A 12,891-nucleotide genomic window follows, 5' to 3' on the forward strand; every position below is an offset into this window, starting at 1 on the left:
CATTACGCATTGAGTTTCATTATGTAGAATGATTCTTAAAGAAAGCGCGGAACCTAGCACTATATGAAGCTAAGGCAAAGCGCTTGGACTAAGCTTTAGCGTACGTGCTCAAAGTTAAGAATCGTGTGTCACGCGACGTACGCAGGGAGAAATGGATTGTACGTAATACTAACACTGTTCATGGCGTTGCTCGCCATCCTCATCGGAGTGAAAGCCGCCAACCGAGCAGCACTTTTAGAAAAAGAGCTAACCAAACTTCGTGAAGAGGTAACATCACTGCGAGTCAGTCTAAATAAGGACTCGAACCAACCAACGCGCCAACAATCCAGCGTTGAAGAGGTAGCAAAAGAAGCAAACTCCTCATCCTCTAAGGAGCATGACCCGATTACCGACCGAGCATCTTATCCAAACACAACACATCAAGCTCAATACCAGACAAGCGAAGTTCAACTGGACGTTTTTAGTCAAGAACAAGAGTCTATATTGCCAAGTAGAGTGCAGAGTCTGTTTAGCAACATTCAAGAAAACTGGTTGGTTTGGGTGGGCGCGCTGGCAATGCTAATTGGTGGGGGGTATCTCGTACAGGTTATTGGTAGTCACATTGAGTTTTCGCCACTTATGCGTGTGTCCTTTGCGTTTGTACTCTCGTTACTTATGGTGCTTGTTGGCGAATGGTTCCACCGCAAAGAACAACAAAATCCTCAACGAGCAACACGAGCCCAAGGCTTTACTTATGTGCCTGCCGCCGTTACCGGAACCGGGCTAACTGGCATTTACTGCACGGTTATCTTTGCGTTTGTTGTTTATCAAATGCTGACACCTAGTGTCTCGCTTATCATCTTAGCCGCTGCCGCATTTTGCAGCTTGGCTCTATCTTTACAGCAAGGGCCGTTGATGGCGGTGCTTGGTCTGATTGGTGGATATACCGCACCGTTATGGATTGGTGGAAGCGAGCCTAATTACTTCTTATTAGCTGGGTATATCAGCGCGATCTCGGTCGCGGCAACATTGCTAATGCAAAAAGTGCGTAGTGCATGGATTTCTCCAAGCATCGCGCTTCCACATGTTGTTTGGATGCTGTTGCTCATTGAAAGCATGCCACTTGAGACGCTTTTTTCTTGGCTGGCTATTTATCTCTCCATTACTCTTTATCTTATTTTCGCCGTTCCAAGACTGGGTTGGACACTCAATCCTCGTTATCATCACTGCCAGAATAAGTGGACAAATCCGCCGACCGCTACCTCTATCGCGATTGCGTTATTGACCTTTTCGGCTGTCACCAGAATGCCAGAATTGGACACACTGCAAATGGTGTACTGTTATGCGCTGCTCGTTGCGACAGTATGGCTCCCAGCGGTTCGCACAGGTTGGTCATTGCGCGTATTTTTGCCTTCCATATTGGTCTCTGCGACCGCACTTGTTGTCCTCACTGTCGCGTTTGACGCTTTGTATATGCCAGAACATGGTGCCAGTATCTTACTCGCATTGGCCACTAGTATTGCACTGATCTGCTGTCGAACTTATTTCCAGTCACTCAGTGACCGATCGCAACTTAGCGGCGTACTTCTGTTAGTACTGGCTCCAGCAATGAGTTTGATTACGCTGTTTTATGTCGACGAATTTATGCAAGGCTACCTGTGGCACTGGACTGCATTCTGCGCATTGGTGACCGTTTATTACGTTGTACTTGGTCAACGCTTACATTCGCTAGCATTGGAATGTTCTGCCGTCATGCACGCTTTAATCGTAGGCGTCGCCTTTGTTTGGTTAAGCGATACCTGGTTGACGACAACAATCTCGATACAAGTTACGGTAATGGCGCTACAGACGCAATCAGGGTTATTTCGCCCCGCAAGTTGGGCGATTAAAGTGGCGATGGGGATACTGGTCATCCGCCTCACACTTTTACCCTTCATCCCTGAATGGCAACCCGTAGAAGCAGGACATTGGGCTTGGGTTATTGTGAGTTACCTACCGTCTCTCATCATCCTGCTCTATGCTCGAGCCACGCTAAAGCAAGTGGACCTCGAACTGACCAACTGGTTTGAAGGCGCATTTTTGCATGTATTCTTAATGGCGCTATTCACCCAAACCAACTACTGGTTAACTGGGCAGTACGGCTATTTGGGACACCTTGATTTCACAAGCGCCATCGTTTTTGCTAACCAAGCGTTGGTTATGGGTTTGGTGTACAGCTACCGTAGCCAATTTGCACAACGCTTAAGCCGCATCTATGAAGCCTACAGCTACCTGCTTTGGTGTGCCTTCGCATTGCTGATAATTTTGCTTAATACGGCAGAGTCGCCATTGGTGACTGACAACGTCTCAGCCCAAGCTCTTCCCGTCATTAATATGCTAAGCGTCGGCTGGTTGCTGCCAGCTTGCATCCTACTTATCGCAACCTTTAGAGGCTGGAATACGTTACAGGTTCATCGATTTGCGGTTGCTAGCCTAGGCTTTGCACTCGCTGCTATTTGGTTAGGTATGTCTATCCGTCAATTCTGGCAAACCACATCCATGATGCTGTACCAACCGACCAGCATGGCAGAACTGTTCAGTTATTCAGTAGCAGGTTTGCTCGTGGGTGGATTGCTTACTTGGCGCGGTGTGACACACAGAGGGTTGATGATGCAGCGCGTGGGTCTAGTGGTTTTAGCTTTTGTCGCACTAAAAGTATTCTTATGGGATGTTAGCTCTCTGGATGGGTTCTGGAGAGCAATCAGCTTCTTAGGTTTAGGAGCATCTTTAATCGCGCTTGGGTGGTTATTCCAGAAATTGAATCGCTCGGTGGCAAAAGCACTCGAACCATAAACGAATTAAAGAGAGATTCCCGACAATGCACCGTTCTCGTTATTGGGGGGCGATAGCGATGCAAAGCCGGGAATCATTGGAGTGTTCGTTATTTTAGCAACGCAACAACCGTATGACGGCGCACGTTTGCTTGTGCATTCAACGCTTGAAAAGTCGAGGTGAACTCACCAGACTTCTGCACAAAACCATCCAGTTTTGCATTCACATCATCCACAGAAAGCTGCGCGGTTTTATTTTGAATTGAGCGCATTTGAGTATTCAACTCTCCATGAAATGCTTTCGCTTCCTGCAAGCTCGTTTGCACTTGTCTTAGATGCTGGTTCACTTTGGCAATCGTCTGTTTCATGCCATCGCGTGATGCCAAATCAAACCCAAGTTCTGCAATACCATCTGGCTCTGACTTTAGATTTAGAACGTTCGGCTGGCCCGCAGGAAAACGGTGCCCTTCGCCCGTAACCATCACTTTCTGCTGCATTTGCTGATAAGCGTTGTCTCTGGCTTCAAATAAAATGCTGCCATCGTCAGCTAATGAGGCACGCATCCCTAAAGCAATCAAGCTTCGGTCAAGCATTTTGACAGTTCGAGCACCATCGGCTTGTCCATCGAACTGAATCATTACCGCTTGACCCTGAGGGAAATCCAAACGAATTTGCTCAGCCTTGTCACTTAAGCGATGCACGTTCAAGCCAGGAATAGAAAAGCGACGAATGTCTGCTTTATCTAGCTTTAAATGCAGTTCGTTGTTGAGCACTTTCTGGCCGTCGAAACGAGCATGCTCCACAACGTTCTGAATGGTGGCTTTAGAACGAACCAATGTATCCTGCAAGCCAGGTACATTTTGCACGCCTTGATTCACCGCTTGCGTCAAACCACGTTTAATTTGAGTCAGCTCTTTGCCAATCACCTGCAACGATTTCGATGCGATCTGCACTGCCGTCGCTTGCTGCTGACCTTGGGTCAGTTGAATCCCAGAGACAGAGTAGGCTGACGCAGTGTCAGCCTGAACTTGCGCCGGGCGCGGTTTAATTGCAGTACTTGAGTCTGCAGAACGGGTCGGCATGATAGAGGCTTGTTCTTGCCCACCCAAGCGTATGCTATGGGGTCTAACCTCTACTGTACTCATTACCATAAAAGAACTTCCTAACCTTATAGACGGTCAAACAACGATAGATCATTGATCTTTACATAGCTCGCTTGCGTTGCTTGCAAAGCCGCCATGTAATTGCTCAAGCGTACCGATGCTTCACCGTAATCCAGAGCTGAGAGGTCACCTGATACTTTATCGACGAACAGTTTATTCTCACCATGGGCACCGCCAACCAAATCTAGGTTATTGTGTCGGCCACCAATCTCCGTCATCGTGCCAAGTACGCTTGCCAACGTATCATCAATGGCACTCAGGCTTGCGTCCACTTCAGCTTGGAAATTCGGACTCGGGTTCTCAAATTCTGTAATTAGATTGTTAATTTGATCCAGTACGTTTTTGCCGCCACCAAGGTCCAGAATGTCCTTTGCCGTCATGTTGGAATCCATCGTTACGCCTTTCGCAATCGTCACGACACGTTTATCGCTGTTGCCCTCGATGACATAACTACCGCTTGCGCTATTTATAGCAGGGGTGTCAGTTTTGGTGCCTGAAAATAGGTAGTGCCCTTCTTCATCCTGAGCATTGAAAGACGACTCAATTGAATCACGATAGCTCTTTAGCTCAGTGATCATACCGGTACGGTCTTGATCAGTCAGTGAGCCATTCGCACCCCATAATGCAATATCACGCATGCTCATTAGGCTCTCTTTCACTGAGTCTAAATGAGTTTCTTGACTCGAAAGCGTGGTTTTGACGTTTGCGATATTGTTTTGATATTGGGCGATGGCGCTGTTTTCACGATCCAAATTAAGCAGCTTAATCGATGCCATTGGATCGTCAGATAGCTTAGTTAGACGCTCACCTGTCGTCATTTGTTGTAGCACGTGCCCCAGACCTGCATTGTTACCTTGCAGGCTTTGCAGCATCATTTGGCTAAATTGATTGTCACTGATTCGCATCTGGGTTTCCTTTAGAATAACTGCAATACAGAATCGAACAGCTGATTCGCTGTGCTGATCACTTTCATGTTGGCATTGTGTGCATTAGCAAACGTCATTAAGTTAGCCGCTTCTTCATCACTGTTAACGGCACTCACATTGTCACGAGCCGCATGTGCTTGCTTGTTCATGGCTAACTTAGCTTGGTAATCGGCGTCTGCTTGGCGTGCTTTAATCGCGGTTTGACCCACCATAGAACTGAATGCGTCATTCAAACTCACTGAGCCATAGCCAGTCACAGAAACAGGCTTGTTGCTTAAATTAATCAACGACTGCAATACATCCGCATTACCTGGCGTACCATCACTTGAAAACGCAAGCTCACCTGGAGTCAACTCAGTGATATCCAAACTTGCCGCTGGGTTGGCAGGGTCGTAGCTGAACAATGGTTTACCTGGGTTACCATTTAAATCTTGTCCAGTAGCGAGCACAGCGTTGTATTCATCCGCTAATGCTTTCGCCATGTCATTCAAAGCCAATTGGTTTGGTTTTAATACATCGGTTTGATAATCGTTAATCGCACCTAATTTGCCACCAAGAGAGTCACCAATCGCAAAACTTTGGCTTGAGAATGTTACGTGTAAGTCTGCTACGTAAGGGTCACTAGGATCTGGAACGGCTGCGAGTTTGCCATGGTCCGTGCCCATCACAAGTGGCTGACCAGAGGTCAACGTTACCTGAACACTGCCGTCAGGCTGTTCTGTTGTTCTGATTTCGATGGTTTGAGATAACTCGCCGATCAATTTATCTCGTTCATCCATAAGTTGCGATGGGTTGCCGCCTGTTCCTTGCATTTCAACCAGCTGCTTGTTTACCTTCGCGATGTTTTCCATGAGGCTATTCGCGTGGTTGAGTGCCGCATTACGCTGGTCGCTCATATCTTTGTGTTGGTTGTGCAAAGACTCGGTCAACGTATTAAAGCGGCGCGCCAACGCTTCAGATTCGTTGATGATTTGTTGACGGTAAGGGATCGACTCAGGCTTAACCGTAGCATCGTTAAGCGCAGCGTTTAGAGAGTCCAAACCAGCAGAAATACTGAAGCCATCGGCCCCTAGCGTATTTTCCAATTGGCTCATGTTGCTGGTGTAGCCAGAAGCGTACGCCGCCATACTGTTAGTGGACCACGTTTGCTTAATCAGAAATTGGTCTGTAACGCGGCGAATGCTGGTGACCTCTACCCCTAAACCAGGGCTTAAGCGGTTGGCTTTTCCGTCATCAACTGATGCCATCAACGCTTGTTGACGGCTGTAGCCCACAGTATTCACGTTCGCCACGTTTTGTGCCGTTACGTCTAAGGCCACGCGGTTCGCGCCTAAACCTGAAAGGGCAATATTAACTAGGTTCATTTACAGCTCCATTTTCCTGATCAACGGCTGAGAAAACGCGGTAGTCATACCGGCCTCACCGAGCACCTGTTTTACAGAGGCGACGGCTTGAGAGGCGGTATTAAATAAGCTTGAGTTCCCCTCAATCTCGTTAGCATCAAGCTGTGAGATAGATTCAGAATTCGCACCTTTACCATCGTTTGCAGATGAGATGTTACGCGCAGCATCAAAGGCGACTTCGCGCATAGAGGGGCTAAGTTGCTGGATGAGCATATTGGCAATGCCTGAGCTCTGCTTTTTTGCCAGTTCCATTGCCAGTTGCCCATCGTACATATCACGGAAAACACCTTGCTGCTGGCTTGCAAACGGGCTGTCTTTATCCGCTAGAACATCGCTGCTGCTGCGCATTTGACGCAGCACCATTTGTAAAAACATCGCCTCAAATTGACCCGCCACTACTTCAAGCGCGCCTTCCTGATCTCGACTCTGCTTGATGTTGGCAAGTGCGCTGTTGTCGTGATACAGCATCGAATTCAGTTGAGTTTGTTCATTGGTACTGTCTAGTTTCATCCTTAACTCCTTAAATCACGACCAATTCAGCGTTCAATGCACCCGCTTCGCTCAGTGCTTGCAGGATAGACATCAAGTCAGTAGGTGTGGCACCTAAGCTGTTTACCGCAGTCACAATAGTGTTGAGCTCCGTGCCTGGAGGCCAAATTACCATTTGAGCTAAATCTTCGTTCACATCAAGATCCGTTTGGTTAACGACTTTCGTATCGCCATTTGCAAACGCATTTGGCTGACTGACTTGTTGTGATTCAGAAATTCGCACGGTTAAGTTGCCATGGCTCACTGCTGCCTCACTCACTTTGACACTCTTACCGATCACGACCGTTCCCGTACGAGAGTTAAAGACAATTCGAGCCGGCTTGCGGCCTTCCACGACGCTCATTTCTTCAAGCATCGACATCATCACTACGCGCTGTTGGGTATCTTTTGGTGCACGCATATCAATGCGCGCTTTATTGATCGCAACAGCAACGTTAGGCCCAAAAGTGTTGTTGATTTCACGCGCGATATTTTTTGCCGTCGTGAAGCTTGGTTTACGCAGGTTTAAGGTGACTTCATCACGCTGGTTGAAATCAGTTTTGATTTCTCTCTCTAACGTCGCACCATTCGGAACGCGACCTGCCGTTGGCGTATTAACTTCGACTTTGGAGCCACTTCGCCCTTCTGCAGATAAACCGCCCACCACGACGTTTCCTTGTGCAATGGCATACACTTCACCATCAATACCGCGTAAAGGCGTCAACAATAGCGTACCGCCACGGAGGCTTTTCGCGTCACCAATTGAAGACACGACCACGTCCAAAGTTTGTCCAGGGCCCGCCATTGGATCAACGGTTGCTGTCACGCTTACAGAAGCCACATTTCGTAGCTTAGGGTTCATACTGTCATCAATTTGAACCCCAAACTGACGGAGCATGTTGGTAATAGATTGAGAAGTAAATTTCACTTGGTTTCGGTCACCCTGGCCAGCTAAGCCAACCACCAAACCATAACCAACCAATTGGTTTTCTCGAATGCCGCGTACATCGACCAAGTCCATGATCGGAATTTCCACTTCAGCATGTGAAGTGGTTGGTAATCCCAAGGTCAACACCAATAGGAAAGACGTAAAGAAAGATTGCATTGTCTTCATTAGAAAGGTACCCATGGGCTGTTGAAGAATTGAGTTAGCCATCCGGCTGCGTTGCTGTCAGCCAGAGCTCCGCGACCTGCGTAGGTAATTCGTGCATCAGCAATTCGTTGAGAAGAAACTTGGTTGCTGCGATTAATATCATCCACACGAACAATGCCAGTGAGACGAATAAACTCATCTCCCTGGTTAAGGCGCAGCCATTTTTCGCCACTGATACGCAATACACCATTAGGTAACACCTCGTGTACCGTTACGGTGATAGCACCTTGCAGCTTGTTGCCCTGTGAGCTTGAAGCGCTGCCATCAAAGTTGCGGCTGCCATCGACACTAACCCCTAGCTCATCGAACGTTTTCGTTCCTATGGTCGGCGCCGCGAAATTAACCGCTGAGCTTTTGCCAAACTTAGTACCCGCTTTTTTGCTCGATGAGGTTTCTTCTGATAGTTGAACCGTTAACACATCGCCAACTCGGTAAGCACGACGATCCTGAAACAGGGTCATCGTGTATTGGTGACGATAAAGGCTACCAGACTGGGTTTCCGGCAACGTGTAATCGAGCGTTGGTGGTGCATATTCCTCGGCATTTGGCTCAGGCGGAATAAATTCCTGACGGCCGGCACATCCCACCAGCAACACGGCGGCTACTGCCCAACTCTTAGAAAGCCATTTCATTGCTTTTTCCTTCATCATCACCAATTTCATACTTACATTGATTGCGAAACAAACTTCAGCATGTCATCTGCAGCAGAGACCACTTTCGCATTCATCTCATACGCACGTTGAGTCGTGATCATGTCGACCATCTCTTCCACTACTTGTACGTTTGAACCTTCCAATGCACCTTGCTTGATGAGGCCTGCGCCATCTTCACCAGCAATCAGTTCATCTGCCGGGCCGCTGGCTTCCGTTTCACGGAACAAGTTACCACCCACGGCCTCTAAGCCTGCTGGGTTAATGAATTTTGCGAGAGTGATTTGACCAAGCTGCTGTGGCGTTGGATCGTCGGCCGTCGTTGTTGTTACCGTGCCATCAACACCAACAGAGAATGAAGAGGCATTATCTGGGATCTGAATTTGTGGCTCTAACGGCAAGCCTTGGCTGTTAACCATCAAGCCTTCAGAGTTGACATGGAACTGACCATTACGTGTGTACATGATCTGTCCATCCGAGTTTTCGATTTGAAAGAAACCCTGTCCCATAACGGCAAGGTCCAACTCTTGTGTTGTATTTTGAGTGTTACCTTGCGTAAACACTTTTTGCGTGCCAACTACGCGAACACCGCTACCTAGCTGAATACCACTTGGCAATTCGTTAACTTGGTCTACTTGAGCACCAGGTTGACGCTGAATGCTGTAGAAAAGGTCTTCGAATACAACTCGGTCACGCTTAAAGCCAACTGTATTTACGTTCGCTAGGTTGTTAGAAATGGCAGTCATCTTCGTGTCCTGCGCTGCCATGCCTGTTTTACTTACCCATAATGCTGAATGCATTTTTTATTACTCCTTGCGGGGCGAGACTTATCTCGCCGCCATTAATTTATTACCAGCTTGTGCCAACGTCTCGGCCGTTTTCATCATGCGAACTTGCATCTCGAAGTTACGCGTTAACGACATCACGCTAATCAACTCATCAATGGCAGATACGTTACTGCCCTCAATGTGCTCAGGAGAAAGTTGCACCGTTTCATCGGCAGCGAATGGCACGCCATCTACACTGTGCAGTAGGCTGTCACTCTCTTTTTGAAGTTGGTTCATTTCTGGTTTAACCAACTTCAACGTTCCAGCGACGATTTCTGCGCCACCACCTGGTGGAATCACGGATACTTGACCACGCTCGCTGATTTCAATCTTTTGATAATCAGGCACAACCAAAGGCCCATTTTCACCAAGAACAGGGAAACCATTGATGGTCATGGCACCAAAAGTGTCGACTTGGATATTGCCCGCTCGCGTGTACGCTTCGTTACCCGCAGGGGTTTCAACAGCAAGATAACCCTCACCCATGATGGCGACATCCAACGGGCGTCCCGTTTTCATAATGTCGCCAGAATCAAAGCGCGTTGAGGCAGAGTTGGTCACAACCATAGTGCGACCATCAAAACCTGGGCCTTGCATTTCTACACTGCGCACGCGCTCCATATCCGCTCGAAAGCCAGCAGTATCAGCGTTTGATAAGTTGTTTGAACGCACGTGCTGAGCCTTAAGAACTCGACTCGCACCTGACGTTGCAGTAAATAACAAGCTATCCATGCAAAACTCCCATTACACCGCGTTAAACAAAGCTTGAGTTAGCTTGTCGCTGGTAGAGATGGTTTTCGCGTTTGCTTGGTAGTTACGCTGTGCGGTCATAAGCGCCACAAGCTCACTGGTTAGGTCAACGTTAGAACCTTCTAGCGCACCTGGGGTTAAATCACCCAACGTACCTGAACCAGGGACACCCATGATTGGCGCACCAGAGCTAAAGCTTTGAGTCCACGCCGTACCACTCACTTTTGCTAAACCTTGTGTGTTGGCGAAGTCTGCAAGTACAACTTGACCTTGCAGCTGTGATTGGCCGTTAGTGTAGGTCGCGTAAACCATGCCATTACCTTCAACGCGTACACCTGCAAGCTCACCGGATGTGTAACCGTTCGGGCTGTTAGTACTTACGCCGAATTTAGCACCAAACTGCGTGCTGCCTTTCAAGTTAATGTCGACACTCATCGCGTTTGCGCCTGCCGCAGGGAATGAAACATTAAACGGAGCCGTCGGTGAAGAAAGCGAACCGTCTTTGTCAAACGTTACTGGTACCGTTGTCACTGGTGTTGCGCCACCATCCACTTGAACATTCACTTCCCAAGAGTTAGAAGCGGTCTTAGTGAAGTACTGGGTTACCGTGTGCGAGTTACCCAGCGAGTCATAGACTTTTGTGGTGTAAGACGAATTGAATGAGTTTGGATCGTCCGGATTAAACGGCGTTACCGTTTTATCAATGGCAGACGCACTTGCATCAAAGTTTGCAACAAAATCAAGACCGTCTGTCGCTTTTGCATTCAGTGATGACGTAGATACTTGGATATTGCCCACAGAGCCTGTCATCAGGTTGTTGTTGCTATCCACACTGTAACCTTGCAGTTTTGCGCCACTGTTAGCGGTAACAAAGTTATCTTTATCTGTCGCGAATACACCTGAACGCGTGTATAGCGTTTGACCCATGTTGTCTTTAGTGACAAAGAAGCCACCACCGTTGATCGCCAAGTCCATCGCACGGCCAGTTCCTGAGATACTGCCGTCTTTGTCGAAGTTCTGTGAAATTGACGCGACTTCTACACCACCAGGTTGCATGCCGTTGTATACTGCGGAGAATTCTGTGCGGCCACCTTTAAAACCATACGTTGATGCGTTGGCAATGTTGTGACTGATTGTGTTTAGCTCTGTGTTGGTCGCGTCCAGACCACTTAGTGCGATGTTAAAACTCATAAAAAGACCTCTGATTTCCCTATTTGGTTAAGCACCAAACTGAGTGATTTGATAGAAAGGAACGTTGCCAACGCCATGGACATTGACTAATGCTGCGCCGCCAGTATTTGGAATACGCACTTGCTCAACAGTGCCAGCCATGAGCACATTTGGACTTGCTTGCCCTTCTTGCACTTCTACTGCCACTGAGTATTTGCCTGGTTTAAGACCAAGTTCTTCAGGATTAATTGAAAAGTCGACGTCACCTTTGCCGTGAGCACCTAATGGCACTTTAGTAGATTGACCAAACTCATCTTTCACAACTAACGTCACTTGGTTTGAGCTATGAGCCAGTTCGATTTTTCCGTTCTGAACGCCTTCACCAAGCTCAAATTCTTTGGAATTGACGTAAACAGTTTGTCCTACGAGCCCCGCTGTCGATAGCACTTGCATGTTGTCGAGGAGAATCATGCTCTGTTGCATTGTCTTGGACATATTCTCGGTACTTTGAACTTGAGAGAATTGAGCCAACTGACCAACGTATTCCGTGCCATCAAGTGGGTTAAGTGGATCTTGGTTTTGGATCTGCGCCACCATCAAAGAAATGAATTCGTTCTCTAATGAAGAAGCACTGTTCATATCTTTAGGATTTGGGGCAATGCCATTGTTCTCTTTTGCTTTAGTGCTCACCGGAGCATCAGACGATAAAGGTGTATATTGTGCGAGACTCATTAACTGCCCTGCCCTAATCTAAGCAGACCTTGCTGCATACTTTTCACATTTGATAACACTTCAACATTGGTTTCGAAGCTACGTGTCGCTGACATCATGTCTGCCATTTCAGCCACGACATCGATATCTGGGTAATACACATAACCTTCACCATTGGCCAACGGGTTGTTTGGCTCAAAGCGTTTCTCGGCTTCTCCCGCATTTTTCACAACGTCAACAATGCGAACTTCAGCATTGGGATAAACCCCGTTTTCCGTTGTCAACTGCGCTTTTTGGTACACAGTCGCGAATACGGGCTTCAGCGCTTTATAAGCGTCATCTGGATTTGCAGACACCGCGTCCGCGTTAGCTAAGTTACTGGCGACCGTGTTAAGACGCACAGTTTGTGCCGTCATCGCGGATCCAGTGATCGAGTAAATATCAGTGAATGACATAATTAACGTCCCTCAATCGCTTTCGTTAAGCCATTAAATTTCATGTTGAGAAACGTCAGGCTAGTTTGAAAGTCCATGTTGTTTTGCGTGAATTTCGCTTGTTCAACACCCAGTTCTACAGTGTTGCCATCTTTGCTGTTCTGGTAAGGCACCGAGTATTGGGCCTGAACCTGAAACTTAGGCACTGGTTTGTTCACACCGCCTGCAGCCACCTGGTTCATTACGGTGGTGAAACTTAGGTCTTTCGCCAAATACCCAGGGGTGTCAACATTTGCTAGGTTACTGGCAAGGACTTTGGTACGCTGAACGCGAAAATTAAGTGCCTCTGGATGTACACCTAAAGCATTTTCAAATGTGATCGCCATG

At 47.7% G+C, this 12,891-nt stretch carries 13 protein-coding genes; 1 reads left to right on the forward strand and 12 read right to left on the reverse strand.

Annotated elements, in window-relative coordinates; genetic code table 11:
• The first annotated feature begins 180 nt into the window (after positions 1-180).
• The gene (locus J8Z23_RS20045) at positions 181-2,811 is read left to right on the forward strand and encodes a DUF2339 domain-containing protein (RefSeq protein WP_434635838.1); all 2,631 of its coding nucleotides are present in this window, start codon (positions 181-183) and stop codon (positions 2,809-2,811) included.
• Between the two features lie 88 nt (positions 2,812-2,899).
• Here the strand turns inward: J8Z23_RS20045 and J8Z23_RS20050 are convergent, their stop codons facing one another.
• From J8Z23_RS20050 to flgB, 12 genes are read right to left on the reverse strand one after another with little or no spacing between them, the layout of a single operon-like run.
• Positions 2,900-3,940 carry a hypothetical protein gene (locus tag J8Z23_RS20050; protein ID WP_012842382.1) on the reverse strand — a complete coding sequence of 347 codons (1,041 nt, stop codon included), beginning with the start codon at positions 3,938-3,940 and terminating at the stop codon, positions 2,900-2,902.
• Between the two features lie 17 nt (positions 3,941-3,957).
• Positions 3,958-4,857 (reverse strand): flagellar hook-associated protein FlgL, encoded by a 900-nt coding sequence (gene flgL, locus J8Z23_RS20055; protein WP_005395290.1) that lies wholly within the window; start codon positions 4,855-4,857, stop codon positions 3,958-3,960.
• An 11-nt stretch (positions 4,858-4,868) separates the two neighbouring features.
• Positions 4,869-6,242, reverse strand: a complete 1,374-nt coding sequence (gene flgK, locus J8Z23_RS20060) for a flagellar hook-associated protein FlgK (RefSeq protein WP_005395291.1) — start codon at positions 6,240-6,242, stop codon at positions 4,869-4,871.
• Positions 6,243-6,791 (reverse strand): rod-binding protein, encoded by a 549-nt coding sequence (locus J8Z23_RS20065; protein WP_005395292.1) that lies wholly within the window; start codon positions 6,789-6,791, stop codon positions 6,243-6,245. It abuts the gene before it with no gap.
• Positions 6,792-6,801: 10 nt separating this feature from the next.
• Entirely contained in the window at positions 6,802-7,923 is a 1,122-nt protein-coding gene (locus tag J8Z23_RS20070) for a flagellar basal body P-ring protein FlgI (protein WP_031780462.1), read from the reverse strand.
• The gene (flgH, locus tag J8Z23_RS20075; protein ID WP_005395295.1) at positions 7,923-8,594 is read right to left on the reverse strand and encodes a flagellar basal body L-ring protein FlgH; all 672 of its coding nucleotides are present in this window, start codon (positions 8,592-8,594) and stop codon (positions 7,923-7,925) included. The genes J8Z23_RS20070 and flgH overlap by 1 nt, the downstream gene beginning before the upstream one ends.
• A gap of 32 nt (positions 8,595-8,626) precedes the next feature.
• On the reverse strand, positions 8,627-9,412 hold the full coding sequence (flgG, locus tag J8Z23_RS20080; protein WP_005395297.1) for a flagellar basal-body rod protein FlgG: 786 nt from the start codon (positions 9,410-9,412) through the stop codon (positions 8,627-8,629).
• Positions 9,413-9,439: 27 nt separating this feature from the next.
• A complete protein-coding gene (flgF, locus tag J8Z23_RS20085; protein ID WP_006741308.1) occupies positions 9,440-10,171 on the reverse strand; it encodes a flagellar basal-body rod protein FlgF in 732 nt (243 codons plus the stop codon).
• A gap of 12 nt (positions 10,172-10,183) precedes the next feature.
• Complete coding sequence (flgE, locus tag J8Z23_RS20090) at positions 10,184-11,380, reverse strand: flagellar hook protein FlgE (RefSeq protein WP_046873843.1); 1,197 nt, start codon at positions 11,378-11,380, stop codon at positions 10,184-10,186.
• A 27-nt stretch (positions 11,381-11,407) separates the two neighbouring features.
• Positions 11,408-12,091 (reverse strand): flagellar hook assembly protein FlgD, encoded by a 684-nt coding sequence (flgD, locus tag J8Z23_RS20095; protein WP_005395303.1) that lies wholly within the window; start codon positions 12,089-12,091, stop codon positions 11,408-11,410.
• Positions 12,091-12,525, reverse strand: coding sequence for a flagellar basal body rod protein FlgC (flgC, locus tag J8Z23_RS20100; RefSeq protein WP_005395305.1), 435 nt, complete (start codon positions 12,523-12,525; stop codon positions 12,091-12,093). Before flgC ends, flgD begins: the two co-directional genes overlap by 1 nt.
• Before the next feature lie 2 nt (positions 12,526-12,527).
• Positions 12,528-12,890: a flagellar basal body rod protein FlgB gene (gene flgB / locus J8Z23_RS20105; RefSeq protein ID WP_005395306.1), complete on the reverse strand. Its 363-nt coding sequence runs from the start codon at positions 12,888-12,890 to the stop codon at positions 12,528-12,530.
• Between the last annotated feature and the right edge of the window lies 1 nt (position 12,891).

It is taken from the genome of Vibrio sp. SCSIO 43086 (genome assembly GCF_051132235.1).
GTDB classification, from domain to species: Bacteria; Pseudomonadota; Gammaproteobacteria; order Enterobacterales; family Vibrionaceae; genus Vibrio; species Vibrio diabolicus.

What these genes read in the sequence shown, in the direction of transcription:
- J8Z23_RS20045 (WP_434635838.1), top strand. Translation starts at nt 181, where the DNA reads ATGGCGTTGCTCGCCATCCTCATCGGAGTGAAAGCCGCCAACCGAGCA.
- J8Z23_RS20050 (WP_012842382.1), bottom strand. Translation starts at nt 3,940, where the DNA reads ATGGTAATGAGTACAGTAGAGGTTAGACCCCATAGCATACGCTTGGGT.
- flgL (WP_005395290.1), bottom strand. Translation starts at nt 4,857, where the DNA reads ATGCGAATCAGTGACAATCAATTTAGCCAAATGATGCTGCAAAGCCTG.
- flgK (WP_005395291.1), bottom strand. Translation starts at nt 6,242, where the DNA reads ATGAACCTAGTTAATATTGCCCTTTCAGGTTTAGGCGCGAACCGCGTG.
- J8Z23_RS20065 (WP_005395292.1), bottom strand. Translation starts at nt 6,791, where the DNA reads ATGAAACTAGACAGTACCAATGAACAAACTCAACTGAATTCGATGCTG.
- J8Z23_RS20070 (WP_031780462.1), bottom strand. Translation starts at nt 7,923, where the DNA reads ATGAAGACAATGCAATCTTTCTTTACGTCTTTCCTATTGGTGTTGACC.
- flgH (WP_005395295.1), bottom strand. Translation starts at nt 8,594, where the DNA reads ATGAAATGGCTTTCTAAGAGTTGGGCAGTAGCCGCCGTGTTGCTGGTG.
- flgG (WP_005395297.1), bottom strand. Translation starts at nt 9,412, where the DNA reads ATGCATTCAGCATTATGGGTAAGTAAAACAGGCATGGCAGCGCAGGAC.
- flgF (WP_006741308.1), bottom strand. Translation starts at nt 10,171, where the DNA reads ATGGATAGCTTGTTATTTACTGCAACGTCAGGTGCGAGTCGAGTTCTT.
- flgE (WP_046873843.1), bottom strand. Translation starts at nt 11,380, where the DNA reads ATGAGTTTTAACATCGCACTAAGTGGTCTGGACGCGACCAACACAGAG.
- flgD (WP_005395303.1), bottom strand. Translation starts at nt 12,091, where the DNA reads ATGAGTCTCGCACAATATACACCTTTATCGTCTGATGCTCCGGTGAGC.
- flgC (WP_005395305.1), bottom strand. Translation starts at nt 12,525, where the DNA reads ATGTCATTCACTGATATTTACTCGATCACTGGATCCGCGATGACGGCA.
- flgB (WP_005395306.1), bottom strand. Translation starts at nt 12,890, where the DNA reads ATGGCGATCACATTTGAAAATGCTTTAGGTGTACATCCAGAGGCACTT.